At 70.2% G+C, this 25,548-nt stretch carries 18 protein-coding genes; 13 read left to right on the top strand and 5 right to left on the bottom strand.

What is annotated here, in order from left to right; genetic code table 11:
* The first annotated feature begins 32 nt into the window (after positions 1 to 32).
* The 4 genes from ACFQU3_RS22675 to ACFQU3_RS22660 all read left to right on the top strand — a co-directional run bounded on the left by ACFQU3_RS22675 (position 33) and on the right by ACFQU3_RS22660 (position 4,011).
* Positions 33 to 974, top strand: a complete 942-nt coding sequence (locus ACFQU3_RS22675; RefSeq protein ID WP_385914053.1) for an ABC transporter permease — start codon at positions 33 to 35, stop codon at positions 972 to 974.
* Positions 958 to 1,803, top strand: a complete 846-nt coding sequence (locus ACFQU3_RS22670; RefSeq protein ID WP_385914051.1) for an ABC transporter permease — start codon at positions 958 to 960, stop codon at positions 1,801 to 1,803. Before ACFQU3_RS22675 ends, ACFQU3_RS22670 begins: the two co-directional genes overlap by 17 nt.
* On the top strand, positions 1,796 to 3,397 hold the full coding sequence (locus ACFQU3_RS22665) for an ATP-binding cassette domain-containing protein (RefSeq protein ID WP_385914049.1): 1,602 nt from the start codon (positions 1,796 to 1,798) through the stop codon (positions 3,395 to 3,397). The genes ACFQU3_RS22670 and ACFQU3_RS22665 overlap by 8 nt, the downstream gene beginning before the upstream one ends.
* An 83-nt stretch (positions 3,398 to 3,480) precedes the next feature.
* On the top strand, positions 3,481 to 4,011 hold the full coding sequence (locus ACFQU3_RS22660; RefSeq protein ID WP_385914047.1) for a YbaK/EbsC family protein: 531 nt from the start codon (positions 3,481 to 3,483) through the stop codon (positions 4,009 to 4,011).
* A 13-nt stretch (positions 4,012 to 4,024) separates the two neighbouring features.
* Here the strand turns inward: ACFQU3_RS22660 and ACFQU3_RS22655 are convergent, their stop codons facing one another.
* Positions 4,025 to 4,306 carry a WhiB family transcriptional regulator gene (locus ACFQU3_RS22655; protein WP_385914045.1) on the bottom strand — a complete coding sequence of 94 codons (282 nt, stop codon included), beginning with the start codon at positions 4,304 to 4,306 and terminating at the stop codon, positions 4,025 to 4,027.
* Between the two features lie 202 nt (positions 4,307 to 4,508).
* Between ACFQU3_RS22655 and ACFQU3_RS22650 the strand changes: the two genes are divergently transcribed.
* The 3 genes from ACFQU3_RS22650 to ACFQU3_RS22640 all read left to right on the top strand — a co-directional run bounded on the left by ACFQU3_RS22650 (position 4,509) and on the right by ACFQU3_RS22640 (position 12,561).
* Positions 4,509 to 5,576, top strand: a complete 1,068-nt coding sequence (locus ACFQU3_RS22650; RefSeq protein WP_385914043.1) for a MerR family transcriptional regulator — start codon at positions 4,509 to 4,511, stop codon at positions 5,574 to 5,576.
* Between the two features lie 115 nt (positions 5,577 to 5,691).
* Positions 5,692 to 11,535, top strand: a complete 5,844-nt coding sequence (gene pulA, locus ACFQU3_RS22645) for a pullulanase-type alpha-1,6-glucosidase (RefSeq protein ID WP_385914041.1) — start codon at positions 5,692 to 5,694, stop codon at positions 11,533 to 11,535.
* A gap of 84 nt (positions 11,536 to 11,619) precedes the next feature.
* On the top strand, positions 11,620 to 12,561 hold the full coding sequence (locus ACFQU3_RS22640) for an aldo/keto reductase (RefSeq protein WP_385914766.1): 942 nt from the start codon (positions 11,620 to 11,622) through the stop codon (positions 12,559 to 12,561).
* 107 nt (positions 12,562 to 12,668) lie between these two features.
* Here ACFQU3_RS22640 and ACFQU3_RS22635 read toward each other — a convergent pair whose 3' ends face one another.
* Positions 12,669 to 14,012 carry an MFS transporter gene (locus ACFQU3_RS22635; protein WP_385914039.1) on the bottom strand — a complete coding sequence of 448 codons (1,344 nt, stop codon included), beginning with the start codon at positions 14,010 to 14,012 and terminating at the stop codon, positions 12,669 to 12,671.
* Positions 14,009 to 14,677, bottom strand: a complete 669-nt coding sequence (locus tag ACFQU3_RS22630) for a winged helix-turn-helix domain-containing protein (RefSeq protein ID WP_385914037.1) — start codon at positions 14,675 to 14,677, stop codon at positions 14,009 to 14,011. Before ACFQU3_RS22630 ends, ACFQU3_RS22635 begins: the two co-directional genes overlap by 4 nt.
* Positions 14,678 to 14,982: 305 nt before the next feature.
* On the opposite strand from ACFQU3_RS22630, the gene rplM reads away from it, so the two are divergent.
* From rplM to ACFQU3_RS22605, 5 genes are all read left to right on the top strand, one after another.
* Complete coding sequence (gene rplM / locus ACFQU3_RS22625) at positions 14,983 to 15,426, top strand: 50S ribosomal protein L13 (RefSeq protein ID WP_385914035.1); 444 nt, start codon at positions 14,983 to 14,985, stop codon at positions 15,424 to 15,426.
* 41 nt (positions 15,427 to 15,467) lie between these two features.
* Entirely contained in the window at positions 15,468 to 15,971 is a 504-nt protein-coding gene (gene rpsI, locus ACFQU3_RS22620; RefSeq protein WP_385914033.1) for a 30S ribosomal protein S9, read from the top strand.
* Between the two features lie 262 nt (positions 15,972 to 16,233).
* A complete protein-coding gene (gene glmM, locus ACFQU3_RS22615; RefSeq protein ID WP_385914031.1) occupies positions 16,234 to 17,580 on the top strand; it encodes a phosphoglucosamine mutase in 1,347 nt (448 codons plus the stop codon).
* Between the two features lie 122 nt (positions 17,581 to 17,702).
* Positions 17,703 to 19,769: a M3 family metallopeptidase gene (locus ACFQU3_RS22610; protein ID WP_385914029.1), complete on the top strand. Its 2,067-nt coding sequence runs from the start codon at positions 17,703 to 17,705 to the stop codon at positions 19,767 to 19,769.
* Between the two features lie 33 nt (positions 19,770 to 19,802).
* Positions 19,803 to 20,984 (top strand): low temperature requirement protein A, encoded by a 1,182-nt coding sequence (locus ACFQU3_RS22605; protein ID WP_385914764.1) that lies wholly within the window; start codon positions 19,803 to 19,805, stop codon positions 20,982 to 20,984.
* 337 nt (positions 20,985 to 21,321) lie between these two features.
* Here ACFQU3_RS22605 and ACFQU3_RS22600 read toward each other — a convergent pair whose 3' ends face one another.
* Positions 21,322 to 21,795 carry a beta-class carbonic anhydrase gene (locus ACFQU3_RS22600; protein WP_385914027.1) on the bottom strand — a complete coding sequence of 158 codons (474 nt, stop codon included), beginning with the start codon at positions 21,793 to 21,795 and terminating at the stop codon, positions 21,322 to 21,324.
* Positions 21,796 to 21,851: 56 nt separating this feature from the next.
* Entirely contained in the window at positions 21,852 to 23,564 is a 1,713-nt protein-coding gene (locus ACFQU3_RS22595; protein ID WP_385914025.1) for a fumarate hydratase, read from the bottom strand.
* A 467-nt stretch (positions 23,565 to 24,031) separates the two neighbouring features.
* Between ACFQU3_RS22595 and ACFQU3_RS22590 the strand changes: the two genes are divergently transcribed.
* Positions 24,032 to 25,357, top strand: coding sequence for an ABC transporter substrate-binding protein (locus ACFQU3_RS22590; protein WP_385914023.1), 1,326 nt, complete (start codon positions 24,032 to 24,034; stop codon positions 25,355 to 25,357).
* Positions 25,358 to 25,548: the final 191 nt, after the last annotated feature.

Below are 25,548 nucleotides of genomic sequence, written 5' to 3'. Positions count from 1 at the left end.
CACCGAGCTGAGACCCACGAACCACTCTCCGCATGATCAGTTTCCTTGCGAAGCGGGCGGCGACCCTCGTGGCCGCCGTCCTGCTGTCGTCCTTCGCGGTCTTCCTGATTCCCTACGTGACCCCGGGAGATCCCGTCCGGAAGATCATCCGGTCGCGGGTTGCAGGCGACGTCGTGGACGAGTCCACCGTCCGGGCGTATGCCCAGAGCCTCGGGCTGCACGACCCGCTTCCGGTGCAGTACCTGCGGTGGCTCTCGGATCTGTGCACCGGAGACATGGGGCTCTCACACGTCAGCCGTACGCCCGTCGTCGACCAGGTGATGCCTGCCCTCGCCATCACCCTGAGCCTCGTGACCGTGGCCCTGGCCACGGCTGCGCTCGTGTCGCTGCCCCTGGGCGTCCTGGCCGCCCTGCGGCAGGGCGGACGGACCGACACGCTGATCACCACGGTCACCCAGTCCTTCATCGCCATGCCGGAGTACTGGCTGGCACCTCTGCTGGTCGTGGTCTTCGCCCTGAAGCTGTCGGTGCTGCCGTCAGCCGGGTGGGACACGGCGTCCTCCATCGTGCTGCCGGCGGTGACGCTCGCCCTCCGGCCGATCAGCTTCTTCACCTCGGCCGTCCGTTCGGGCATGATCGACGCGCTCGAGGCCGAGCACGTGCCCGCAGCACGGGCCCGCGGGCTCAGCCGGAGGCAGACCCTCGTGAGGCACGTTGTCCCCAACGGTCTGGTCCCGTTGTCGACTCTCGTCGCTGTCTGGTTCGCCGGGCTCCTCGGAGGCTCCGTGATCGTCGAGGTGATCTTTGCCGTTCCGGGCATGGGACGGCTCCTGTACGACGCGGTGGTCAACAGCGACATCCCCCTGGCGCAGGGCGGTGTGGTCGTGGTCGTGGCCCTCGCCGTAGCCATCACCAGCCTCGCCGACTCCGTCCACCGGATCCTCAGCCCCAAGGTGGGTGGCACTCTTGCGTAGCCCGTCAACGTTCGACAGGGCCGCCGTCGTCATCCTGGCCCTGACGGTTGTCGCCGTGGCCGCAGCCCCTGTGCTGGCGCCGTTCCCACCGGACGGCCAGAACCTCGCGGCGCGACTGTCGCAGCCGAGCGCCGCCCACTGGCTGGGGACCGACCACCTGGGGCGGGACACGCTGAGCCGCCTGCTCGACGGCGGCCGCTTCTCCCTGGCGGTGGCGGCGCTGGCGACCCTGCTGACCGGGGTCTTCGGCCTGGCGGTCGGGGTGGTCAGTGCCCGTCGCAAGGGGTGGTTGGACGAGTTCTTCACGCGCACCAACGACGTTCTGCTCGCCCTGCCCGAGATGGTCGTGGCGCTCTTCGTCGTTGCCGCGATGGGGACCGACTTCACATCGCTGCTGGTGGCCCTCACGTTGACCGGGTGGACGCCGTTCGCCAGACTCGCCCGTACGCTCGCGTACGACCTGTCGGCGCGCGGGTTCGTCGAAGCGGCGCGCGTGGTGGGTTGCTCGCCGACGTTCATCGTCTTCCGCCACCTCCTGCCGCACCTGGCGGCGCCCCTGCTGGGGCAGGCCACACTGCGGTTCGGGCAGATGCTGATCAGCGTCGGCGCACTGTCCTACCTGGGTCTCGGCGTCCAGCCGCCACAGTCGGACTGGGGATCCATGCTGGCAGCAGCCCAGCCCTACGTGGAGAGGGCGCCTTGGGGGATGGTCGCCCCGGGACTCGCGATCTTCCTCGTGGCACTGTGCGTCACGCTGATCGGTCAGCGGGCATCCCGCTCGGCTGCGGAACCCCTACCGGCCCTGGTGGGGGAGGGTCGAGGTGCCTGAGCTCGTCGTCGACGACCTGTTCGTCCACAGCACGTTCACGTCGCAGCCCGTCCTGGCAGGCGTCAGCCTGTCGGTGGCGCCCGGGGAGTTCGTGGCCCTCGTGGGAGGTTCGGGCTCGGGAAAGACCATGACGGCCATGTCCGTGCTCCAGCTGTTGCCGAAGCAGATGCAGATTCACTCAGGGTCCATCCGGCTGGGTTCCCAGGAGCTCGTCGGTGCCCCGGAACCCGTGCTGAACAGCATCCGCGGCGGCCGCCTCGGGATGCTGTTCCAGCAGCCGAAGAAGATGTTCAACCCGAACAGGACCATCCGCCAGCACCTGAGGGAACCGCTGAGACTCCACGCCGGCCTACGGGGCAGGCCGGCGGAGGCCAAGCTGCTCCAGCTGCTGGCCGAGGTGGGCTTCGAGGACCCCCAGTGGGGGGCACGGGCCTACCCGCACCAGCTGTCCGGCGGCATGGCTCAACGGGCCATGACCGCGATGGCCCTGGCCGGCCAACCGGAGATGCTGCTCGCCGACGAGCCGACGTCCGCGCTGGACAAGGTCCTGGAGAGCCAGATCCTCGAGCTGCTGGACCGCGAACGGAGCCAGCGCGGGCTGGGCATTCTCTACATCACCCACAACCTTGCCTCCCTCGCTGCCTTCGCGGACCGGGTGCTGGTCATGGAAGCGGGAAGGATCGTCGAGTCCGGCACGACGCAGGAGATCCTGGGCAGTCCAAGGACCGCCTACACGCAGCAGCTGCTCGACGCCTCGATCCTGCTGCCCCCGAGCAACCCGGACACCGCGCCGCGGCAGCGGAACGCCCTCACCCTCAACGGTGTCGTCAAGCAGTTCGGGTCGAGAAGGCGTCGGGGTCGCCCGGCGCTGGACTCCGTCTCACTCGACGTGAAGCACGGGGAGATCCTGGGCGTCCTGGGCCAGTCCGGTTCCGGGAAGAGCACGCTTGCCCGCGCGATCGTCGGCCTGGAAGGGATCAGTGGCGGGAGCATCACCCGGACGCTGGAAACAGCCGACGGTGCGGCCGCCGCGCCGGCGACCGCCGTCCAGCTGGTGTTCCAGGAGCCGCACGACTCCTTCGACCCGCGCATGACGCTGCGCACCAGCCTGGAGGCGCCGCTCCGCGGCAGAGGCCTTTCCCCGACAGAACGGTCCCAGCGGCTCGACGACGCCATGATGGAGGTCGAGCTGGATCCCGCGATGCTGGACAGGCGTCCGGACCACTGTTCCGGTGGCCAGCTGCAGCGGGTCACGATTGCCCGTGCCCTGCTGATGGAACCGCACGTCCTGATCTGCGACGAAGCGACGTCGGCCCTGGACGCCCTGACGCAGCGAACCATCCTCAACCTGCTGCGACGCCTCCACCACGAGCGCGGGTTGTCCATCATGCTGATCACCCACGACATGGACGTCGTGCGGCACATGTGCCAACGGGTGGCGGTTCTCTTCCAGGGTCGCGTGGTGGAAGTGGCCGAGACGCACACGTTCTTCTCCGACCCGCAGCACGCGCACAGCCAGGCGCTCGTCTCGGCTGCCATTCCCTGTCGTGGCCTGCACCTGAAGAAGATCAGGGCTGTGTCGTCCAAGGCGTGAAGGCACCGCCTGACCCGCGCGACGGGCCCGGCTGCCCACGGGCACCTGCGCGCTCGCGTGGGGACACGGCATACCGTGTGGGCATGCCGAGCGCCGAGGGAAACCTGACCTGGGTGGCCGCCACCGAGCGGCCCGACCTGCTCGCCCCGCCCGTCGCGGCGGCGCTGGACCACGTGCCCGGAGCCAGGGTGGCCCCGATCGACGCGGCGCTCGCCGACACGGCAGCGTTCTGTGAGGCCTACGACGTGGCGCCCGAGGCGTCGGCCAACTGCGTCGTCGTGGAGGCTCGCCGGGGCGAGGTGACGACCCTCGCCGCCGTCATGGTGCTCGCGACCGACCGGGCCGACATCAACCGCGCGGTGCGCCGGCACCTCGGCGCCCGCAAGATCTCGTTCGCCGACCAGGCCAAGGCCGAGGAGCTGACCGGGATGGAGCAGGGCGGCATCACACCGGTCGGGCTCCCCGGGGACTGGCCCGTCCTCGTCGACCAGGCCGTCGCGGCGGCCGGCTCCGTCGTCGTGGGGGCCGGCGTGCGCGGAGCGAAGCTGTTGCTCGACGCCGTCGTGCTGACGCAGCTGCCGGGCGCCGAGGTGCTCGATCTCGCCGTGCGCTGAGCCCGAGGGCGCTTCAGCCGGCGGCGTCCCAGAGCAGGTGAACGCGTTCGGTCGGCGTCGTGCCGCCCCAGATGCCGAACGTCTCCGGGACCCGTAGGGCGTGCTCCAGACACTGCTGGCGGACGGGGCACGAAGCGCAGACGCGGCGAGCCGCCTCGGTCTGCGCCCGGCGCTCGCGCTGGTCGAGGTCCTGGTCGTCGAGGAAGAACTGCTCGGCGCCCTTGCTCCGGCAGCGACCCTGCTCCTGCCACTCGTACGAGGAGTAGACGGGACGGGGAAGGCGGGTGATCATCATGCTGTCCTCCCTTTGGTACGGGTCGTGATGTGTGTCGGAAGTGCCGGCGATCTGATGCAGAACCTATGCAGAAACTGATGCATTGCACAAGAGGTTGCATAAGTTTAGGATTGGCGGGCTCTCGCGGAGGTCGAGACTGTCCGGCGGAACCCGGGCCGCCGAGGCCGATGCGGCGACCCGGACGTGAGCGGTGGTCATCGAGATGAACCAGGATGCGGCGCCAACGGCCGAGCTCGGGTGGCCCGTCGGCGCCGTCGCCGAGCGCCTCGGCATCGCCGCGCCGACGCTGCGGTCCTGGGACCGGCGCCACGGCGTGGGCCCGAGCGTCCGCACGAGCGGCAACCACCGTCGCTACACCGAGATCGACATCCGTCGCGTCGAGCTCATGTCGAGGCTCACCGCCCAGGGCATCCCGGCGCAGAGCGCCGCCGACTCCGTGCTCGCCATGGACGCATCGTCCATCGCGCAGCGTCTCGACGGCGACCGTCCGGACGTCGGCGGACAGCGCGGCCGACCGGGGGGACCTGTCGGCCCCGCCGGCCTCGCCGGCCCCGCCGGTACGGATGACCTGGCGGGCCTGGCGGAGGGGTCGGGACCCACGGGTGACGTGAGCGACCTGGTCGAGGCGATCGTCAGCGCGGCCCGCACGCTCGACCCCCGGACGATGGCGCAGGTCTACCACCAGGTGCTGCGCAGGCGGGAGGTCGGCCGCGCCTGGGTCGAGGTCTTCGTGCCCGCCTTGCGCCGGGTCGGCGATCTCTGGGAGGAGGGGCAGCTCGGCGTGCAGTCGGAACACCTGACGAGCGAGCTGCTCCAGTCGGAGCTGCGTGCGGTCATGCGGGCCAACCGGCTGCGGGTCGCCGGGGCGCCGGTCATCCTGGCCAGTGCGGACGACGAGCAGCACCACCTGCCGCTCCTCGCGCTCGAGGCGGAGCTCGCGCGCCGCGGAGTCGCCAGCCTGTTCCTCGGTCCGCGTGTGCCGGCCGACGCGCTGGTCTCGGCGCTGCGCGAGTCCCGTCCGCGGGCCCTCTTCCTCTGGGCGTCGCTCTCTCGCCCGGCGGACGAGCCGTTCTGGCGTCGGCTCGAGGTCGTGGACTGGGACCTCGAGGTCGTCATCGGCGGGCCAGGTTGGCATGACGGGGTGGCTGTGCCCGAAGGTCCCGTCGCGCTGATGCGGGTGTCGGACTTCGGCTCGGCCGTGAGGCTGCTCGCCACGCGATCCCGGGGCCGCCTCGCCGACGCCGGAGCCCCGCAACTTTCTGAGAATTGATGCAAAAAATTGCAGTGAAGGTCTGGCGTGGTGTCCGAACGGGCCGCTAGGTTCGCTCCGTTGGTCGCGCGCCCAGACGCGGGCGCAGCTCGACCGAGCCCACAAAGGAGTGCGCATGCGCCGTCGCCCGGCCCTGTCCGTTTTCAGCATCTCGGCCCTCGTCGTCGCCGGTCTCGCCGTCCCGCTGACCGGAGCGCCCACCGCCGGGGCGGAGCAGCCGCGCACCGCGACGCTGGTCGGCTCGCTGCAGTCGGAGCTCGGCTGCGCGGACGACTGGCAGCCCACCTGCACCGCGACCGACCTCGCGCTGCAGGCCGGCACGACGACGTATGCCGCCGAGCTCACCGTCCCGAAAGGCTCCTACGAGCTCAAGGTCGCGATCAACCACTCGTGGGACGAGAGCTACGGGAACGGCACCGGCAACGTGCCGCTCGTGCTCGCCGGGCCAGCGAAGGTGCGCTTCACGTACGACGACACGACCCACGCCATCGGCATCGCCCCGACCGACCTGCCGGGCCCGGCGACCGCGGCCGACCCCGAGCTCGCCACGGGGTCGCTGCGTCAGCTCGCGACCAGGGAGCGCTTCTACTTCGTCATGGCCGACCGCTTCGCCAACGGCGACGCGGCCAACGACAGCGGTGGCCTCACCGGTGACCGGCTCGCGACCGGCTTCGACCCCAGCAACGAGGGCTTCTACCACGGCGGTGACCTCAAGGGCCTGACCGGCAAGCTCGACTACATCAAGGGTCTCGGCACCACAGCCATCTGGCTCACACCGTCGTTCAAGAACCGTCCCGTGCAGGGCACCGGCTCCGACGCGAGCGCCGGCTACCACGGCTACTGGGTCACCGACTTCACGCAGATCGACCCGCACCTGGGCACCAACGCCGACATGAAGTCGCTGATCGACGCGGCGCACGGCAAGGGGATGAAGGTCTACTTCGACATCATCACGAACCACACGGCCGACGTCGTCGACTACGAGGGCGGGCAGCACGCATACGTCTCCAAGACCACCGCGCCCTACGAGGACGCCGCCGGAACGAGCTTCGACGACGCGACGGTGTCCGACAAGCCGATGTGCGCGGGCACGACCAAGGCCTACCCCGACTGCTTCCCGGCGCTCTCGGCTGACACGTCGTTCCCGTACACCCCCGTCTTCCGCAGCGAGGCCGACACGACCGTCAAGGTGCCGGAGTGGCTCAACGACCCGACGATGTACCACAACCGGGGCGACTCGACCTTCGCCGGCGAGTCGTCCAGCTACGGCGACTTCGTGGGACTCGACGACCTCTTCACCGAGCGCGCCGACGTCGTGCAGGGCATGACCGACGTCTACAAGACGTGGGTCGACTTCGGCATCGACGGCTTCCGCATCGACACCGTCAAGCACGTCAACATGGAGTTCTGGCAGGCGTTCTCACCCGCAGTCCTCAAGCACGCCGAGGAGGTCGGCAACGACGACTTCTTCATGTTCGGCGAGGTCTTCGACGGCAGCCCGGCCTTCCAGAGCCAGTACACCACCAAGGGCCGGCTCCCGGCGACGCTCGACTTCGGCTTCCAGGGTGCCGCGCTCGGGTTCGCCCAGGGCAAGGCCACGACCGGCATCCGTGACCTGTTCGGCGGCGACGACTACTACACCGACACCGACTCCAACGCCTATGAGCTGCCGACCTTCCTCGGCAACCACGACATGGGCCGCGTCGGCGCCATGCTGCTCGGCAGCGGCTACGACAACGCCGACGCCGCCCAACGCAGGAACGTCCTCGACCGGGCCGAGCTGGCCAACTCGCTGATGTTCCTGACCCGCGGCAACCCGGTCGTCTACTACGGCGACGAGCAGGGCTTCACCGGCCCGACGAGCGGCTTCGACGACAAGCGCGCCCGCCAGGACATGTTCGGCTCGCAGACCCCGATCTACCAGGACGACGTCGTCATCGGCAGCGCCGACCTGCAGGGCACCGGAGCGCACTACTCGACCGACGTGCCGCTCTACCAGCACATCAGGGCTCTCGCCGCCCTGCGGCAGGCGCACCCGGCCCTGGCCGACGGCGCGCAGATCCACCGCTACGCCTCGGACTCCGCCGGCATCTACGCCTTCAGCCGCATCGACAAGGCCGCCCAGCGCGAGTACGTCGTCGTCGCCAACAACGCGACGACGCCGAAGACCGCGACGTTCTCGACGTACTCCGCCGGCTCGAAGCTCGTACCGCTCCTCGGCGCCTCCGCCGACCTGCGGGCGGCGGCCGACGGCCGCGTCACGGTGACGGTGCCGCCGCTGTCGGTCGCGGCGTACCGCGCGAGCTCGACCATGGCCCAGTCGAAGTCGGCACCGGTCATCTACCCCGTGACTCCCAGTGCGGGCGGCGTGGTCGGCGGCCGGGCCGAGATCTCCGCGGCCCTGCCCGGCAACACGTTCGCCGAGGTGACGTTCCTCCAGCGCCCGGTCGGGACGACGAAGTGGACGCCCATCGGCACCGACGACAACGCGCCCTACCGGGTCTTCCACGACGTGACCGGCCTCGCCAAGGGCACGCTCATGGAGTACCGCATGGTGGCCAAGGACCTGGCCGGCCACGTGTCGGCGACCTCGACGTACGGCGTCGTCGGTGATCCGACGACGTCCGGTGGTGGCGGCGGCGGTGGCGTCGGCCCGGTCACCCAGCCGGCCAACGCGAGCGTCCCCGGCAACCACAACTCCGAGATGGGCTGCCCGGGTGACTGGCAGCCCGACTGCGCGCAAGCGCAGCTGGCCCTCGACCCCAAGGACGAGATCTGGAAGGGCTCCTCCGACTCGATCCCCGCCGGCGACTACGAGTACAAGGTCGCGATCAACAAGTCCTGGGACGAGAACTACGGCGTCGGGGGAGCGCGCGGCGGCGGCAACATCGCCTACACCGCCGCAGGCGGCAAGCGGGTCAGCTTCTTCTACGACCACCGGACGCACTGGGCGACCAGCGATGCCCAGGGCCCGATCCTCACGGCGCCCGGCAGCTTCCAGAGCGAGCTCGGCTGCCCCGGCGACTGGTCGCCCGACTGCATGCGCTCGTGGCTGCAGGACCCCGACGGTGACGGCACGTACGTGTTCACGACCGACCAGATCCCTGCCGGCAGCTACGAGTTCAAGGTCACGCACGGGCTGTCGTGGGACGTCAACTACGGCCAGGGCGGGGCTCCCGGTGGCGCCAACGTGTCCTTCTCGGTGCCGGCCGACGGAGTCCTCACGACGATCTCCTACACCTTGGCGACGCACGAGATCTCGGTCAGGACGTCACGCGCGGGCGCCGCTCCCGACCTGACGAAGGCCAAGGCGTACGTCGTCGGGCCCGATCTCGTGGCCTGGCCGGCAACCGCCCTTCCCGCCGGCACCGAACCGGGCGCCCTGACGTGGCGCCTGCACTGGTCGGCCGACGGCGGACTCGGCCTCGACGCAGAGGCCGTCACCGGCGGCTCAGTGGCGACCCTGACACGTGACCCTGCAGGCCTGCCGACCTCTCTCGTCGCGGACCACCCCGAGCTCGAGGGCTCGGTCGCCCTGCGCCTCGATCGGAAGACCGCGCGCCTGCTGCCCGAGATCCTCAAGGGGCAGGTGGCCGTCGCCATGTACGACTCGACAGGCAGCCTGCTCGATGCAACTGGTGCCCAGGCGGCGATCGCGCTCGACAGCCTGTATGCCGCGTCGGCCCGGACCCGGTCGTACGGCGTCAGCTTCCCGGGTCGTGGCCGTGTCGGCTTCACGCTGTGGGCCCCGACCGCCCAGCAGGTGAGCCTGCTCACCTGGCCGGAGGGCACGCCCGACCAGCCCGCCGAGACCGCCACGCGCACCGCGATGACGCGCTCGGACGACGGTGCGTGGTCGGCGTCGCTCGGCGCCTCGGCACGAGACGCCCGCTACCTCTACGAGGTGAAGGTGTTCGCGCCGTCGACGGGCAAGGTCGAGACGAACCTCGTGACCGACCCGAGCTCCGTGGCGCTGACGCTGAACTCGACGCGGTCCGTGGCCGTCGACCTGCGCGACCCGGCATACATGCCGTCCGTCTGGCGCACGACACCGGCGCCCAAGCTCGCCCAGGACGTCGACTCGACGATCTACGAGCTGCACATCCGCGACTACTCGGCCTCGGATGCCAAGGTGCCTGCCGGCGTGCGTGGCAGCTACCTGGCGTTCGCGGCCGACGGCGACGGCCGGGCCCACCTCAAGGCGCTCGCCGGCGCCGGCCTCAACACCGTGCACCTGCTGCCGAGCTTCGACATCGCCTCGATCGAGGAGGACCCGGCGAAGCAACAGACGCCGCAGTGCGACCTCGCCTCCTACGCTCCCGACAGCGAGGAGCAGCAGAAGTGCGTCGGGGCGGTCGCGGCCAAGGACGCCTTCAACTGGGGCTACGACCCCTACCACTGGAGCGTCCCGGACGGTTCGTACGCCTCGAGCGCCTCTGCGGCAGACGGCGGCGCCCGGGTGGAGGAGTTCCGCACGATGGTCGGGGCCCTGCACCAGGACGGCCTGCGGGTCGTGCTCGACCAGGTCTTCAACCACACCGCGGCCTCGGGCCAGGCCGACAAGTCGGTGCTGGACAAGGTCGTGCCGGGCTACTACCACCGCCGGGGCGCGACGGGCGCGGTCGAGACCTCGACGTGCTGCCAGAACATCGCCACCGAGCATGCGATGGGCGAGAAGCTCATGGTCGACTCGGTCGTGTCCTGGGCCCGCAACTACAAGGTCGACGGCTTCCGCTTCGACCTCATGGGCCACCACAGCAAGGCCAACATGCTCGCGGTGCGCGCGGCGCTCGATGCCCTGACGCCCGAGAACGACGGCGTCGACGGCAGGTCCGTCTACCTCTACGGCGAGGGCTGGAACTTCGGTGAGGTGGCCGACAACAAGCTCTTCGTGCAGGCGACGCAGGGCCAGCTCGGCGGCACCGGCATCGGCACCTTCTCCGACCGGCTGCGTGACGGCGTCCGCGGCGGTGGTCCCTTCGACGAGGACCCGCGCCGGCAGGGCTTCGGCTCCGGAGAGGCCACCGACCCCAACGGGGCCGCGGTCAACGCGGACGCGGTGACGCGACTCGCGAGCGACACGGACCTCGTGCAGCTCGGGCTCGCCGGCAACCTCAGGACGTTCACGTTCCGCAGCCAGAAGACGGGGCAGCTCGTCAACGGCACCCAGGTCGACTACAACGGCTCGCCGGCAGGCTACGCCGACCAGCCCGACGAGGTCGTCACGTACGTCGACGCGCACGACAACGAGACGCTGTTCGACTCGCTGACGTACAAGCTGCCCGCAGCGACGACGATGACGGACCGGGTGCGCATGAACACCCTGTCGCTCGCGACGACCGCGCTCGCACAGACGCCGTCGTTCTGGCATGCCGGTGCCGACCTGCTCCGCAGCAAGTCGCTGAACCGCGACAGCTACGACAGCGGCGACTGGTTCAACCGGCTCGACTGGACCGGTGCCGACAACGGTTTCGGCCATGGTCTGCCCCCACAGGAGCAGAACGCCGCCAAGTGGCCGTTCATGAAGCCGTTGCTCGCCAACCCGGCCCTCAAGCCGTCGGCCGCCGACGTTCGCGCCGCCGACGCGATGGCCCAGGACCTGCTGCGACTTCGCTTCGGCACCAAGCTGTTCCGTCTCGGCAGCGCCGCCGCCATCAACGCCAAGGTGACCTTCCCCGTCTCCGGCACGGCCGAGGCGAAGCAGGGCGTCATCGTCATGCGCATCGACGACGCGTTGGGCCTCGACGCCGACCCGGCGCTGCGCGGGGCCGTCGTCGTGTTCAACGCGACGCCGAGCGCCGTCACCCAGAAGGTGCCCGGCCTGACCGGTCCGGTCCGGCTGAGCCCGGTCCAGGCCGACGGCGCCGACACCGTCGTCAAGCAGGCGGCATACGACGCGTCCACCGGGGCGTTCTCGGTGCCGGGTCGCACCGTGGCTGTCTTCGTCCAGCCGAGCTGAACCCCGTCGCCGGCGGTCGCGCCCGCCCGCCTCCCGGAGGTTGGCGGGCGCGGCTACGTTGGGCGGGTGACGACAACTCCCGACATGACCTACCGGCAGCTCGGCGACAGCGGGCTGACCGTCTCGACGGTCGGCATCGGCTGCAACAACTTCGGCCGCCGCATCGACCAGGACGCGACCAATGCCGTGGTGCGCCAGGCGCTCGACAGCGGCATCACGCTCTTCGACACGGCCGACATCTACGGGCAGGGCGCGAGCGAGGAGATGCTCGGACTCGCGCTCGGCGCCGAGCGCGAGAACGTCGTCGTGGCAACGAAGTTCGGCATGGACATGCAAGGGGCCAACGGCCCCGACTGGGGCGTCCGCGGGTCGCGTCGCTACGTGCGCAAGGCCGTCGAGGCCAGCCTCCGGCGCCTCGGTACCGACTGGATCGACCTCTACCAGCTGCACCGCCCCGATCCCGTGACGCCGATCGACGAGACGCTCGCGGCGCTGGACGAGCTCGTGCGCGAGGGCAAGGTGCGCTACCTGGGCAGCAGCAACTTCACGGGCTGGCAGGTCGTCGACGCCGACTGGACCGCCCGCGCTGCCGGCGCGGCACGGTTCGTCTCGGCGCAGAACGAGTACTCGCTGCTAGAGCGTGACGCCGAGGAGGAGCTCGTCCCGGCGTGCGAGCACGTCGGCGTCGGGCTGCTCCCGTTCTTCCCGCTCGCGTCCGGGCTGCTCACCGGCAAGTACCGCCGGGGCGAGCCCGCGCCCGAGGGCACCCGCCTCGCGGGCATGGCCGACCGGCTCGCGGCCGCCGACTGGGACACGATCGAGCGCATCGAGGCGTATGCCGCCCAGCGCGACCTGCGACCGATCGACGTCGCGATCGGGGGCCTCGCGGCCCAGCCCGCGGTCGCCTCGGTCATCGCCGGCGCCACCCGTCCCGAGCAGGTCGTGGACAACGTGCGCGCCGGCCTCTGGGAGCCGACCGCCGAGGACCTCGCGGAGCTCGACGAGATCACGACCCCCGGCACCTGACCTGCGCGTTCCGAACGTCGAGTGGGCACTTTCACCCGGCTGGTGCGGTGCGCCGGCCTGGGTGAAAGTGCCCACTCGACGTGGGGGGCGGCGCAGTGGGGTGGACGTCAGGGGGTGGCCGGCTCGGGGGAGTCGGCGGGGGCCGGGGACGGCATTCGGCCGCGGTCGCGCTCGGCCCGCAGGGCGTGCCGGTAGAACCACGCGCCGAGCACGCTGAACGCACCCGCACTCACCATCGCGGTCTGCGTGGACGAGTGCTCGGCGAGCACGCCGAACAGGGGAGCGGCGACACCGAACGCCACCGAGGCGACCATCGAGTTGATCGACAGCACCGTCGCGCGGTTGCGCGCCCGGGCCTCACGGTGCAGCAGCGCGGAGTGGGCGGGGCCGGCCGACCCATGCAACAGGTACGTGACGCCATAGGCCGCGATGAGGGCGGCCGGTCCGGCGACGAGCCCCATGACGACGGCGCCGAGGCCGTTGAGGACCCGCGCCAGGATCGCCGTGCGGGCCACCCCGACCCGGCGGCTGGTCCATCCCGACAGCGCCGCCCCGAGCGCGAAGACACCCCAGCCGGCGGCGGCGACCGGCCCCATGATGGCCCCCGCGCGCTCCTCGCCACCGACGAGCTCGGCGAGCCGGATCGGCTGGAACGTCTCGAAGACCAGCATCGCGACGGACCAGAACAGCTCGACGGTGACGATGCCGCGCAGGGCGCGGTTGTCGCGCAGCAGCCCGAGGCCCTCACGGACGACGACCGGCGACTCCTTGGCGGACGCGAGCGCGCGGCGCACGCCGGAGCTGTCGAGGTGCTCGGCCGACCTGGGTTCACGAAGCAGCACGAGGACGGCCACGAGGTGCAGGGCGTTGAGGGCGACGAAGACGGCGACGGGCAGGACGAGGGCCGACGCGCCGGTGACGGGGTGCCACCAGACCAGCCCGCCCGAGAGGAGCGCGCCCGCCCCGATGCCGACACCGAGCACCGTCCCCTGTGCCGACAGCGCCCCGTCGACGTCGGCGCCGGGTGTCGTGGCATGGACCGTGTCGACGAACCAGGCCTCGAGCGGCCCGGAGTCGAGCGCGCGGAAGATGCCGGTCAGCACCGCCGCGGCGAAGAAGACCCAGAAGGAGTGCGCCAGGAGCAGGACCACGCTCGCGACGACGTTGACGACGGCCGAGACGACGAAGACCGGCCGGCGGCCGAAGGCGTCCGCGAAGCCGCTCGTCGGCAGCTCGAGCGCGAAGATCGTCAGGCCCGCAGCGGACGACACGGTCATGGCCTGGGCGACCGTGAGGCCGCGCTCGAGCTGCCACAGCGTGAGCAACCCGACGACGAGCCCGACGGGGAACCAGCGCGTGAAGGTCAGGACGAGGAAGACGCGCCGGGCCGCGGCCGGGGCGAGGACGGCGGGCCGCTCGCCCGCGGCGCGATCGCGGGGGTCGCCGCTCATCGCGAGGTACCCCTGTCCGGGGCGCTCGGCGGCCGGTCGAGGTCGAGCGGGTAGGCGAAGGCGTAGACCGCGATGCGCCGGGCCTGCGGGTTGCCCTGGCCGACGCGCCGGTAGCGTTCGATGAGCTCCCACATCTCCTCGCGCATCGCCGCGAGGGCCTCGGCCGTGACGAGGACCGACGCGTCGCTCGAACCGCAGGCGTCCTGCCAGGCGGTGGGCCACGTCGTCGAGACGTCGAGCCACTTGTCGTACTGCTCGCTGAAGTGCCGCGCGTAGTCGCGGGTCAGCCAGTTGAGCGCGGTCTCGCTGTCCTCGTCACCCTCGAAGTCGCTGGGGTGCCACGAGTGGTACTCCGAGCTGGCGCGCCACAGCCGTCGTTTGCCCTCGCCCTCCTCGGTGTCTCGGACGAGGCCGACCGACTCGAGCTTGCGCAGGTGGTAGCTCGTCGCCCCCGAGTTGGTGCCGAGCAGCGCGGCGAGGTCGGTTGCGGTCGAGGGCCCGTGCCGTCGGAGTGCACCGAGCAGGCGCGAGCGCAGGGGATGGGCGAGGACCCGCAGGCTCTCCGGGGTCAGCCAGAGGTTCTCGTCGTCGGCGCCGGAGCTCTGCCCTGATGTGGGCCGTGAGCTGGGCCCGGAGTTCGCGGGCGAGGGGTCGTGTGCAGCCATAGTGTGCACAATACCTTTGCACAGTCTGTTTGCACAAGATCTGTGCACGCTACGCTGATCAGGGCATCGCTGCAGGTCAGGGGCCGTTGACAGGGGTGAGCGCGCTGATTTGGGTGCGCGGCGCCAAGCCCGTAGCATTGATGACGTTGTGCGCCGGGCCGTCAGGCGAACCCATCACCCCCAGAGGTGCGGGCGACGCGGACCGAGCCCAGCGGCATTCCGGAACGATCCGGCGTTCAGGCTCGCCCGACGTCGGCTCCCGGCACCACACTGCTCCACCATTTCAGAAGCGAAGGCAGACTCCATTGCGCACGTACACCCCGAAGCCCGGCGAGGTCACTCGCACGTGGCACGTCATCGACGCGACCGATGTCGTGCTCGGCCGTCTCGCGAGCCAGGCCGCAGTCCTGCTCCGGGGCAAGCACAAGCCGCAGTTCGCGCCGCACGTCGACACCGGTGACTTCGTCATCATCGTCAACGCCGAGAAGGTCGCCCTCACCGGCGCCAAGCTCGAGCAGAAGAAGGCCTACCGCCACTCGGGCTTCCCGGGCGGTCTGCGCGCCACGTCCTACACCGAGCTGCTCGCCAAGAGCCCCGAGAAGGCCGTCGAGAAGGCCATCCGCGGCATGCTCCCCAAGAACTCGCTGGCCCGCCAACAGCTGTCCAAGCTCAAGGTCTACCGCGGTGCCGAGCACCCGCACGCGGCCCAGAAGCCTGTCCCCTTCGAGATCACCCAGGTCGCGCAGTAAGCCTCCGGCTTCCCGCTGCTGCGTAGAAAGCGAATATCAACGTGACTGACATTGTGAACGAGGAAGTCCTCGACACCGAAGAGCCGGAGCTCACCGAGTACACCTCGGAGTCCGACGCCTCGGTCTCGGGCGAGCCCAAGCGGTCCCGCGAGGTCTCCGTCCCCGGCGCCGCCACCGGCCGCCGCAAGCAGGCCATCGCCCGCGTCCGCATCGTGCCGGGCACCGGCGAGTGGAAGGTCAACGGGCGCAGCCTCGACTCGTACTTCCCCAACAAGGTGCACCAGCAGATCGTCAAGGAGCCCCTGACGCTGCTCGAGCTGGACGGGTCCTACGACGTTCTCGTCCGCGTCCACGGTGGTGGCCCCTCCGGCCAGGCCGGCGCGGTGCGCCTGGGCGTCGCCCGCTCGCTCAACGAGGTCGACACCGAGCTCAACCGTCCCGCCCTGAAGAAGGCCGGCTTCCTCTCCCGTGACGCTCGCGTCCCGGAGCGGAAGAAGGCCGGTCTCAAGAAGGCGCGCAAGGCTCCCCAGTACAGCAAGCGCTGACCCGCGCTGCTGCCAGGCTCGCGCGAGGGCCCTCGAGCACTGCTCGGGGGCCCTCGCCGTTTCCGCGGCGGGCCGTTCCGGTCGTCCGTACGGCCCGCGTATGCCGTGTGGCGGCGCGTGGTCGCCCGGCCGCCTTGTCCGCTTTGTCCGCCAAGGGCATTCTTCGTCCCGCTCGACTGGTCGTGCCGGGTCTGGGCGGTATCGTCGTCCGAGCACATCCACCGGCCTCAGGGCCACACCCCAATCGGGAAGGCAACACAGCGTGGCTCGACTCTTCGGTACGGACGGCGTCCGTGGTGTGGCGAACAAGGACATCACAGCCGAGCTGGCCCTTGACCTGTCGGTCGCCGCGGCGCACGTCCTGGCCGAGGTCGGCGAGTTCAACGGGCACCGGCCCGTCGCAGTCGTCGGCCGCGACCCGCGCGCTTCGGGTGAGTTCCTCGCCGCCGCGACCGTTGCCGGCCTCGCCTCGGCGGGGGTCGACGTCCGCGACGCGGGCGTGCTGCCGACGCCGGCGATCGCCTACCTCGTGGCCGAGCAGGACGCCGACCTCGGGGCGATGCTGTCGGCGTCGCACAACCCCATGCCCGACAACGGCATCAAGTTCTTCGCGCGGGGCGGGCACAAGCTCGCCGACGACCTCGAGGACCAGATCGAGAGCCGGCTGCGCGACAACTGGCAGCGTCCCACCGCCGGTGACGTCGGCCGCATCACGCCGCTCGTCGACGGTGCCGACCGGTACGTCGCCCACCTGCTCTCGGTCCTGCCGCACCGCCTCGACGGCTTGCACGTCGTCATCGACGCCGCCCACGGCGCCGCCTTCGAGGTCGCACCGCGCGCCTTCCGCCTGGCCGGCGCCGAGGTCACCGTCATCGGCGGCGAGCCCGACGGCATCAACATCAACGACGGCTACGGCTCGACCCACCTCGAGCGGCTCAAGGAGGCCGTCGTCGCGGCCGGCGCCGACCTCGGCATCGCCCTCGACGGCGATGCAGACCGCTGCCTCGCCGTCGACGCCGCCGGCCACGAGGTCGACGGCGACCAGATCATGGCCATCCTCGCGCTCGCGATGAAGGAGCAGGGAGTCCTGCGGGGTGACACCCTCGTCGCCACGGTCATGTCCAACCTCGGCATGATCCAGGCCCTCGGCGGCGCCGGCATCAAGGTGCTCCAGACGGCTGTCGGCGACCGTTACGTCCTCGAGGGCATGAAGAGCGGCGGCTTCACCCTCGGTGGCGAGCAGTCGGGTCATGTCGTCATGCTCGACCACTCCACGACGGGCGACGGCACGCTGACCGGCCTCATGCTCGCCTCGCGCGTCGCCGCGACGGGTCGCACGCTCGCCGACCTCGCCCGTGTGATGACCCACTTCCCGCAGGTGCTCGTCAACGTCAAGGGCGTCGACAAGGCAGCGCTCGACGCCAACACCGTGGTCGCAGACGCCGTGCGGGCCGCCGAGGGTGAGCTGGGCGACACCGGGCGCGTGCTGCTGCGCAAGTCGGGCACCGAGCCTGTCGTGCGCGTCATGGTCGAGGCGGCCGACGGCGAGCAGGCCGCGGCGGTGGCCGACCGTCTCGTGGGCGTCGTCAAGTCCGAGCTGTCCCTCTAGGTTCGCCGGACGACGCGCGTGGGCTCGCCCCGTCGCAGGGGCGGCCACACGGCATACGACCGGGTCTGCGTGACGGCGGAAACGGCGTGGAGGCGACGCCGCCCGCTGCATAGGGTCAGGTCATGCCTGACGCCACCCTCGAGACCACGCCCGCGACGGACAACCCGCTGTTCACTGCGAGCGCCCTGCCGTTCTCGCTGCCGCCCTTCGACCTGATCCGCGACGAGCACTACCCCGAGGCCTTCGACCGCGGCATGGACGAGCACCTCGCCGAGGTGGAGGCGATCGCCGCGAACCCCGAGCCGCCGACGTTCGACAACACGCTCGTCGCGCTCGAGCTCTCGGGTGCGCTGCTCAGCCGCACGAGCCTGGCCTTCTTCGGCACCTCCAGCTCGCTCGCCACCGACGCCGTCCAGGCGGTCGAGGAGGAGTACGCCCCGAAGCTGACCGCCCACGGCGACGCCGTCCGGCTCGACCCGCGGCTCTACGCGAGGATCAAGGCCGTCCACGACGACGAGGTGGCGATGGCCGCGCTCGACCCGGAGTCGCGACGTCTCGTCGAGCGCCACCTCACCGAGATGACGGTCGCCGGAGCCGGGCTCGGCGATGACGCCAAGGCGCGCCTGCGCGACCTCAACGGCCGGCTCGCGACCCTGAACACCCGCTTCGAGAAGCAGCTGCTCGCCGACTCCAACGACCTCGCCGTCCTCGTCGACGACGTCACGCAGCTCGAGGGACTCACGGCCGGCGAGATCTCTGCCGCAGCCCAGGCGGCCCGCGAGCACGGCCACGACGGCCAGTACCTCATCACCCTCGTGCTGCCCACCGGCCACCCGCACCTCGCGGCCCTGACCGACCGCGACCTGCGCAGGCGTCTGCACGAGGCGCAGGGCGCTCGCGGCAACCGCGGCAACGCCAACGACACCAAGGCGCTCGTCCTGGACATCGTGCGCCTGCGCGCCGAGCGGGCCCGCCTCCTCGGCTACGACACGCACGCCGGTGCGGCGCTGGCCGACTCGACGGCGCGCTCGCCCGAGCGGGTCATGGACCTGCTCGGCCGGCTCGCGCCCGCCGCCGCCCGCAACATCGAGGCTGAGCGCGCGCTGCTCGAGCAGGAGGCAGGCCACCCGATCGAGGCGTACGACTGGGCGTTCTGGTCCGAGAAGGTGCAGGCCTCGACGTATGCCGTCGACCTCGCCGCGATGCGGCCCTACTTCGAGGCCGAGAGAGTGCTCCGGGACGGGATCTTCCACGCGGCCGAGAAGCTCTACGGCCTCACCTTCCACGAGCGCGCCGACCTCGACGGCTACCACCCCGACGTACGGGTCTTCGAGGTCCGCGACGTGGGCGGGACGCCGTTCGGGCTCTACCTGCTCGACCTCTACACCCGCGACACGAAGAAGGGCGGGGCGTGGATGAACAGCCTCGTCCACCAGAACGCCCTGCTCGACGAGCCGAACGCGGTCGTGTGCAACAACCTCAACGTCCCTCGGCCCGGTGCCGGAGAGCCGACGCTTCTGACCTACGACGAGACGCGGACCTTCTTCCACGAGTTCGGCCACGCGATCCACGGGCTGCTCGCGCGCGTCACCTACCCCCATTTCGCCGGCACGCGCGTCTTCCGCGACTTCGTCGAGTACCCGAGCCAGGTCAATGAGATGTGGATGCTGTGGCCGGAGGTCCTCTCGAACTACGCCGTCCACCACGAGACGGGGGAGCGCCTCCCGCAGGAGCTCGTCGACCGGCTCGTCGCGGCCCAGTCGTGGGGCGAGGGCTTCGGCACGGGCGAGTACCTCGCGGCCTCGCTCCTCGACCAGGCCTGGCACGCGCTCGACGTCGACGAGGCAGCGGCCGTGACCGACGTCGAGGCCTTCGAGGCCGCGGCGCTCGAGAAGGTCGGTCTCGCACACCCGCTCGTGCCGCCCCGCTACCGCTCGACCTACTTCGCGCACACGTTCAGCTACTCCTACGACGCGCAGTACTACGCGTACATCTGGAGCGAGGTCCTCGACGCGGACACGGTGGCGTGGTTCCGCGAGAACGGCGGCCTGACGCGCGCGAACGGCGACCGGTACCGCCGCTACGTCGTGGGGATCGGCGGCTCCGCCGACCCATTAGAGTCCTATCGGGAGTTCCGGGGCGCCGAGGCGGACATCCGCCATCTCCTCGGACGCCGGGGCCTCGACTGACGGCCGCGCTGGCAGACTCTGCTCGTGAGCCACATGAACGTCGTACCCCTGCGTCGCCGGATGCAGCCTCGCGACCCCCACGAGGCACACCGTGTCGCCACTCCCCTCGAGCTGTTCTTCGACCTCGTCTTCGTCGTCGCCATCGCGAGCGCCGCCGCCCAGTGGCACCACGGGCTTGCCGCCGGTCACCCGGGAGACCTCGTGGGCTTCGTGATGGTGTTCTTCGCCATCTGGTGGGCGTGGATGAACTACACGTGGTTCGCCTCGTCCTACGACTGCGACGACGTCGTCTACCGGCTGCTCACCTTCGCCATCATGGCGGGGTCGCTGATGCTCGCCGGCGGCATCCCCGAGCTGTTCGGCTTCGGCCAGTCCGCACTCGTGGTCGCTGGGTACGCCGTGATGCGCCTTGCGATGGTCGCCATGTGGGTGCGGGCTGCGAGAAGCCATCCGGAGGGCCGCGCGACGGCCCTTGCCTATGCCGCGGGCATCGCGTTCGTGCAGGCGCTGTGGATCGCCCGACTGGCGGTCAACGGACGGACGCTGCTGATGGTGTCGTTCTTCGCGCTCATCGTGCTCGAGCTTCTCGTGCCGATCGTCGCTGAGCGCCGCGGCGTCACACCCTTCCACCCGCACCACATCGCCGAGCGCTACGCGCTGCTCACCATCATCGTGCTCGGCGAGGTCATCCTCGCCTCCGTGCAAGCGGTTCAGGGGGCCTTGGCAGAGGGTGCCGAGAGCGGCCTGCTCGCGCTCATCGTCGGTGGCCTGCTCGTCGTCTTCTCGATGTGGTGGCTGTACTTCAAGCGCGAGCACGCGAGCCTCTTCGAGGGGTCGATTCGCAGCACCTTCGTCACCGGCTACGGTCACTACCTCGTCTTTGCGTCGGTGGCTGCCACCGGTGCGGCCCTCGCGGCGGCGGTGGATGTCGTGCAGGCGGACGCGCACACGTCGTCGCGCGCCGTCGGCCTCGCCCTCACCGGGGCGGTCGCCGCCTACGTCTGGTGCCTGACCGTGATGCACGCGATGGCGGGGGCTCCCGTCGGCGAGACGAGGGCCGGTGTCGCCGTCGGGATCGTCGTCCTCGTCGTCGCCGGCCTCGCCCCGCCGATCGGCGTCACGGTGCTGCTCACCGGTGTCGTGCTCGCACTGGCCGTCGCGCACCACGTGTGGGTGACGGGTAGGGACGAGGAAGTGCCGGCCTCCGCCGGCTGACCCCGTCCGGCGGGTGAAAGTGCCCACTCGACTCGATGGTCGAGCGGGGTCTGGCGAGGATCCGGGTGCAAAGTGCCCACTCGACTCGATGGTCGAGTGGGGTCTGGCGAGGGTCCGGGTGCAAACTGCCCACTCGACTCGATGGCCGAGCGGGGTCTGGCGAGGGTCCGGGTGCAAACTGCCCACTCGACTCGGGTGAGCCCATCGAGGAGCGCGTGCCATACGGTGCAAAGTGCCCACTCGACTCGATGGTCGATCGGGGGTTGGCGGGGCGCGCCCGGGTGCGAAGTGCCCACTCGACTCGATGGTCGAGTGGGCACTTTGCACCGCTTGGGTGTCAGTCGACGGGCTGGAGCAGGCCGGTGTCGACGTCGTAGATGAACCCGCCCACGAGAGTGCCCGATGCGATGAGCGGATGGCTGCGCACCTTCGCGACGTCGGCGCGCAGCGTGCGTACCTGGTCCTCGATGACCCCGAAGGTCATCCACGACGCGTCCTTGCCGGCGCTCGCGCCGACCTTGTCGCGCAGCTCGTCCTCGGAGTTGCTCGCCACCGCACAGCGCGTGTGCGGCACGACGAGGACGCGCTCGACGCCGAGCAGGTGCGTGCCGAGGACGAGTGCCTCGAGGGCGGGTTCGGTGACCCGGCCACCCGGGTTGCGGAAGATCTTGGCGTCGCCGGGCGACAGCCCGAGCATCCGCAGCGGGTCGATGCGTGAATCCATGCACGTCACGACCGCGACTCCACGGTGGGCCACGCCGTCGAACCCGCTCAGCGTGAACCGTGCCGCCCACGTACGGTTGGCGGCCAAGAGATCGTCGAATCCCTTCTGGCCAGAGGGAGTTTCAGTCACAGGAGCCCTTTCGATCACTGGAGACCCGGTCGCTTGGAGATGGTGAAGGCCATCGGCTTGCCCACCTCTGCGAAGAAGTCGTTGCCCTTGTCGTCGACGACGATGAAGGCCGGGAAGTCTTCGACGTCGATCTTCCAGACCGCCTCCATGCCGAGCTCCTCGTACTCGAGGACCTCGACGTGCCTGATGCAGTCCTGCGCCAGCCGCGCGGCCGGCCCGCCGATCGAGCCGAGGTAGAAGCCGCCGTGCTCGTTGCACGCATCGGTCACCTGCTTGCTCCGGTTGCCCTTGGCCAACATGACCTTGGACCCTCCGGCGGCCTGGAACTGGTCGACGTAGGAGTCCATGCGACCCGCGGTGGTCGGACCGAAGGAACCGGACGGCATACCCTCGGGCGTCTTGGCCGGGCCGGCGTAGTAGACCGGGTGGTCCTTGAGGTACTGGGGCATCTCCTCGCCCGCGTCGAGGCGCTCCTTGATCTTGGCGTGGGCGATGTCGCGGGCGACGACGAGCGGGCCGGTCAACGACAGGCGGGTCTTGACCGGGTGCTTCGTCAGCTCGGCGAGGATGTCGTCCATCGGCTGGTTGAGGTCGATCTTGACGACGACGTTGCGGCTGGTCGAGCTGACGCCGACGGCGTCGTCCTCGTGCTCGCCGAGGTCGACGGCCCCGGCGTCGGGCAGGAAGCGCGCCGGGTCGGTCTCGAGCTGCTCGATGAAGACGCCCTCGGGTGTGATCTTGCCGAGGCACTGGCGATCGGCCGAGCACGAGACCGCAATGGCGACAGGCAGACTCGCGCCGTGGCGGGGGAGGCGCACGACCCGCACGTCGTGGCAGAAGTACTTGCCGCCGAACTGCGCCCCGATGCCGAACTGCCGGGTCAGCTCGAGCACCTTCTCCTCGAGCTCGGTGTCGCGGAAGGCGTGAGCCGTCATCGAGCCGGTCTTCGGGAGCGTGTCGAGGTACTTGGCGGACGCGTACTTGGCCGTCTTCAGGGCGAACTCGGCGCTCGTGCCGCCGATGACGATCGCGAGGTGGTAGGGCGGGCACGCCGCCGTGCCGAGCGAGCGGAGCTTCTCGTCGAGGAAACGCATCATCGCGTCCTCGTTGAGGATCGCCTTCGTCTCCTGGTAGAGGTAGCTCTTGTTGGCCGAGCCGCCGCCCTTGGCCATGAAGAGGAACTTGTATGCCGTGTCGTGGCCCGCGGCGGTGTCGGCGTAGATCTCGACCTGGGCCGGGAGGTTGGAGCCGGTGTTCTTCTCGTCCCACGTCGTGAGGGGCGCCATCTGCGAGTAGCGCAGGTTGAGGCGGGTGTAGGCGTCGTAGACGCCCTCGCTGATCGCCCGCTCGTCGGCGCCGGGGGTGAGCACGTGCTGGCCGCGCTTGCCCATGACGATCGCCGTGCCGGTGTCCTGGCACATCGGCAAGACGCCGCCGGCTGCGATGTTGGCGTTCTTGAGCAGGTCGAGAGCGACGAACTTGTCGTTGTTGCTGGCCTCGGCGTCCTCGAGGATGTTGCGCAGCTGCTGGAGGTGGCCGGGGCGCAGGTAGTGGGCGATGTCGTGCATCGCCGTCTCGGTGAGCAGCCGCAGCGCCTCCGGGTCGACCTCCAGGAAGGTGCGTCCACCCGGTCCGTCGACGGCTCGCACGCCCTCGGTCGTCAGCAGCCGGTAGGGCGTCTCATCGGTGCCGATCGGCAGCAGGTCCTCGTACTGGAAGTCGGTCACACTCACTCCTCGGAACGCCCGGCTCCTGTCGAACCGGTGGCCACGACGCAGGCCCAGCCCACGGTATCGCGGTGGCTTGCGACGAGGCTCCCCGGTGTCACCGGCCGGGCAGCGGGGCCACGTCCGCGGCGGCCGGGGGGTCCGTCACCTGATCAGGTGGCGAGATCGCCTGCCCGATGGAGGAATTCGCGAGGCTCCCGCGCTGCCCGTTCGGGCGCATTCGGGCGAAGAGCCGCTCCGCACGCACGTGCAGTCCGTCAGGTGACGTAACACTTCTGCAAAATTTTTCAGAGGTGTGGCGGCCGTCACTCTTGTGGTGTTGGGTGAGAGGGACGGAAACGACGGGGCGCAGGCCCCGTCGGCACAACACCGATGGCGACATCGGATCCTGAGGAAAGCCGGTCACCAAGGCGTGACCGGTCAGCTTGGGGCCAACGGAGCCCCCAACCCTCCAAGGAGGAGCAGGAATGTTGAACCGAAAGGCAGGGCTGACAGCTCTCATCGGCATCGCCGTCGCGGGCTTGGCGTCCGGATGTCTCTCGTCCAACTCCGGATCCGGCCCCAGCGCTGGCACGGCCAGCGGCCCCGGAAAGAGCACCATCGAGGTCATGTACGGCCTCGGACCCGACACCGAGCCCGGCTTCAAGCTCGACGTCGAGAAGTGGGCCAAGGACAACGGCATCACGGTGAAGTTCACCAAGGCGGCCTCGTGGGACACCGAGATCCGCACGCGCGTGCAGGGCGGCAACGCCCCTGACGTCGGCCTGTTCCCGCAGCCCGGCCTCATGTGCGACCTGGCCAAGCAGAAGAAGCTCGTCCCGTTCGACGCCGCCACGGTCACCACGAACAAGGAGACGCTCGTGCCGGGCATCGTCGAGGCCGGCACGTGCGCCGACGGCCAGGTCTACGGCCTGCCCAACGAGGTCAGCGTCAAGAGTGTCCTGTGGACCGACGCGCCGGCCTTCAAGGCGGCCGGCTACACGGCCCCGAAGACCCTCGACGAGCTGCTCGCGCTGACCGAGAAGATCAAGGCCGACGGCAAGACCCCGTGGTGCATCGCTGCCGAGTCCGGCGCGGCCACCGGCTGGCCGATCACCGACTGGCTCGAGGACCTCGTCCTGCGCTTCGCCGGGCCCGAGAACTACGACAAGTGGGTCAAGGGCGAGCTGAAGAACAACAGCCCCGAGATCAAGCCGGCGTGGGAGTACTTCCAGAAGATCGCCTTCGGTGAGGGCTACGTCCGAGGCGGCACGAAGTCCATCGTCGCGACGAACTTCCAGACCGGCGGCAACGCGATGTTCACCCAGCCCCCGGGCTGCTTCCTGTTCAAGCAGGCCACGTTCGTGGCCAACAAGGGCGGCTTCCCCGACGCGGTCATCGCCAAGCTCGACACCGAGACCGGCCCGCTGGCGTTCCCCGCCAAGACCGAGGGCGACAACCCGGTGCTCATCGGCGGTGACATCGCGGCCGCGTTCAACAACGACGCCAACACCCTGAAGCTGCGCAACTTCATCGCCAGCAAGGAGAACGGCGTCGAGCAGGCCAAGAACGGCGCCTTCTCGGCGCACAAGACGTCCGACGTGTCGCTGCTGCCGAACAAGACGCTCCAGACGATCGCCACCGAGGTGCTGTACAAGGCGACCGCCGCACGATTCGACGGCTCCGACCTGATGCCCGCCAAGGTGGGTGCCGGGACGTTCTGGACCGAGCCGGTCAAGTGGCTCTCGGGCCAGCAGGACCTCGACACCACGCTCAACAACATCGACGACAGCTTCCCGAAGACCGGCAGCTGACGCCCGCCCGGCCGCGGGGGTGACCACCAGGGTCACCCTCGCGGTTGCTAGCGCTTTGTCCTACTTCAGAGAGGAAGTGCCATGGCCATCAAGATCGTGAACGCGGTAGTCGCGATCATCGGCGGGATCGGCGGCGCCATCATCATCTTCTGGATCCTCAACAAGCTGGCCGAGTCGTTGAAGGGCCGCTG

Origin of the sequence: Terrabacter sp. GCM10028922 (assembly GCF_042666095.1) — a bacterium.
Classification (GTDB): Bacteria; Actinomycetota; Actinomycetes; order Actinomycetales; family Dermatophilaceae; genus Terrabacter.
Note: the sequence above shows the minus strand (reverse complement) of the source record. Positions and strands in the feature narration are given on the sequence as shown.

Coding starts and splice junctions, on each gene's coding strand:
- ACFQU3_RS22675 (WP_385914053.1), top strand. CDS start 33: ATGATCAGTTTCCTTGCGAAGCGGGCGGCGACCCTCGTGGCCGCCGTC.
- ACFQU3_RS22660 (WP_385914047.1), top strand. CDS start 3,481: ATGCCGAGCGCCGAGGGAAACCTGACCTGGGTGGCCGCCACCGAGCGG.
- ACFQU3_RS22655 (WP_385914045.1), bottom strand. CDS start 4,306: ATGATGATCACCCGCCTTCCCCGTCCCGTCTACTCCTCGTACGAGTGG.
- ACFQU3_RS22650 (WP_385914043.1), top strand. CDS start 4,509: ATGAACCAGGATGCGGCGCCAACGGCCGAGCTCGGGTGGCCCGTCGGC.
- pulA (WP_385914041.1), top strand. CDS start 5,692: ATGCGCCGTCGCCCGGCCCTGTCCGTTTTCAGCATCTCGGCCCTCGTC.
- ACFQU3_RS22640 (WP_385914766.1), top strand. CDS start 11,620: ATGACCTACCGGCAGCTCGGCGACAGCGGGCTGACCGTCTCGACGGTC.
- ACFQU3_RS22635 (WP_385914039.1), bottom strand. CDS start 14,012: ATGAGCGGCGACCCCCGCGATCGCGCCGCGGGCGAGCGGCCCGCCGTC.
- ACFQU3_RS22630 (WP_385914037.1), bottom strand. CDS start 14,677: ATGGCTGCACACGACCCCTCGCCCGCGAACTCCGGGCCCAGCTCACGG.
- ACFQU3_RS22610 (WP_385914029.1), top strand. CDS start 17,703: ATGCCTGACGCCACCCTCGAGACCACGCCCGCGACGGACAACCCGCTG.
- ACFQU3_RS22605 (WP_385914764.1), top strand. CDS start 19,803: ATGAACGTCGTACCCCTGCGTCGCCGGATGCAGCCTCGCGACCCCCAC.
- ACFQU3_RS22590 (WP_385914023.1), top strand. CDS start 24,032: ATGTTGAACCGAAAGGCAGGGCTGACAGCTCTCATCGGCATCGCCGTC.